The sequence below is a fragment of the Lentilactobacillus dabitei genome, assembly GCF_019061365.1.
GTDB classification, from domain to species: domain Bacteria; phylum Bacillota; class Bacilli; order Lactobacillales; family Lactobacillaceae; genus Lentilactobacillus; species Lentilactobacillus dabitei.
Genome location: NZ_JAHPPD010000153.1, coordinates 1,157 through 3,025, shown reverse-complemented (window position 1 = coordinate 3,025; position 1,869 = coordinate 1,157). Strand labels below are relative to the sequence as shown.

Sequence of the window (1,869 nt, the reverse complement as noted above, 5' to 3'; positions counted from 1 at the left end):
ACCTCATACTTAATTAATAATTCTATGGTACTCAAAAAGACGTCTACGAAGTAGACGTCCAGTTATTTAGTGCTTACATTTGGAAAACTGGGACAATTGATGCTTTGATCCCATAATTTAAGGGCTTCATCCCAAAATCCAAAACGAGGATTTCAGGGTGAAGCCCTTAAATGATTGCATGTCGTAAGTTATTTGATTAACCCGTAATGCTTCAGCCCATTCACAATTCCGCCATTCACATTCGAAGTAGTGACGAATGATGCTTTGGCTTTCACATCTGGGTGACCATTACCCATTGCGACTGGGTAATCCACTTCAGCAAACATTTGCAAATCATTCAGCTGATCTCCGAAAGCATAGGACGGAATGTCCCCTAATTGCGCTTTCTTCAAGAGTGCTTGAATGCCGGTTTGCTTCGATACCCCCCACTTCATCGTATCTAAACAGCGAGGATTATTTCTAACCAATGACAATTCACCCTTGAATTCATCCTGATACAGTTTATCTTTATCATAATTAAAAACGTTCAAGAAATTGACTTCATGAGTCTTGTAAAAGTCCGGCTCAACGTGCGGCGTCAATCTTAACAGCCGATAGTTAACTTTAGTTAAGTCATTTTCAGCTGTTAGGGCAAATTCTTCATTGTTATAAAATGAAATCACATCGCCCTGCTTTTTGGCAAATGCTAAAATCTCTTCAATCACCTCATCACTAATTTGCTCAGCCTTTAGCTTTTTCCCTTGATATTGAACGTAACTACCGTTCGCACTGACTAATGAATTGATACCGGTAGCGTCAATCACATATTGAATTTCAAAAATATTTCGGCCAGTTGAAATTACAGGCAGAATATTGTTCTCTCGTAACTGATTAATTGCTGCAATGTTGTCATCAGAAACATTCTTTTGATTATCAAATAGTGTGCCATCCAGATCAAAAAAAACAACCGCTTTATACATTGAATTCCCTCCAATTAACTCGATACCTACATTGTACTACTTAATCTACTGCTCCCTGAAAATTTCGCCTGACTTTTGACAAAAATATGTATATTGTGTTTCCATAATTTGTGATACACTATATCTTGTAATTTTATTAAAAGAGGGGCTACCATGGTGATAATCACAGCAGGAATGATCGGTGTCGGAAAAACAACGTTAACGGCAAAAATTGCAGAACATTTAGGAACCAAGGCATTTTTTGAACCAGTTGGCGACAATCCGGTACTACCGCTTTACTATTCAAATCAAAAACAATATGGCTTTTTACTACAGATTTATTTCTTAAACAAACGCTTTTCAATGATCAAGCAGGCACTGAGTAACGACAACAATGTCCTTGATCGGTCAATTTATGAAGATGCCCTCTTTACCAGAGAAAACAACGCTGAAGGCAACATTACCGATACCGAATTAGCGGTTTATTTAAAGTTATTAGACAACATGATGAATGAGCTTGACCAGTTGCCCAAGAAAGCCCCAGATTTGCTTGTATATGCGGACAGCGACTTTGACACCATCAAGTATCGAATCAAGAAACGCGGTCGTGAATACGAACAGTTTGATGACAATCCAGAACTCCAAGAATATTATTTCAAAATGTGGGCGGCCTACAAAAAGTGGTATCAAGAATACGATGTCAGTCCTAAAATCAAAATTGATCTCCAGAAATACGATTTAAGCGACTCTAAGAATGTTGCTATCGTTTTAGGCCAGATCGATGATGCATTGGCTAAAATTCGTGAACCACAAGAGGAAACTTCCTAGGAATTCGGGGTACTGTTATCAACCTGACAAGCAATTTGAGGGCCCTCACTGGAAACGCCAATCGAATAAGAAAAATCAAAAAGAGTGGAACGGAAAAATAGCT

2 protein-coding genes are annotated in these 1,869 nt (G+C 38.4%); one reads left to right on the top strand and one right to left on the bottom strand.

All coding sequences use genetic code 11. The features are described from left to right. Positions 1-188: 188 nt before the first annotated feature. Complete coding sequence (locus KTE19_RS13330; protein ID WP_042253656.1) at positions 189-959, bottom strand: Cof-type HAD-IIB family hydrolase; 771 nt, start codon at positions 957-959, stop codon at positions 189-191. Positions 960-1,112: 153 nt separating this feature from the next. Here KTE19_RS13330 and KTE19_RS13325 point away from each other — a divergent pair, with 153 nt between their 5' ends. After that, positions 1,113-1,766, top strand: coding sequence for a deoxynucleoside kinase (locus KTE19_RS13325; RefSeq protein ID WP_217342494.1), 654 nt, complete (start codon positions 1,113-1,115; stop codon positions 1,764-1,766). Positions 1,767-1,869 lie beyond the last annotated feature (103 nt).

Excerpts from the sequence above, each read along its gene's own strand:
- KTE19_RS13325 (WP_217342494.1), top strand. The coding sequence starts at position 1,113 with ATGGTGATAATCACAGCAGGAATGATCGGTGTCGGAAAAACAACGTTA.
- KTE19_RS13330 (WP_042253656.1), bottom strand. The coding sequence starts at position 959 with ATGTATAAAGCGGTTGTTTTTTTTGATCTGGATGGCACACTATTTGAT.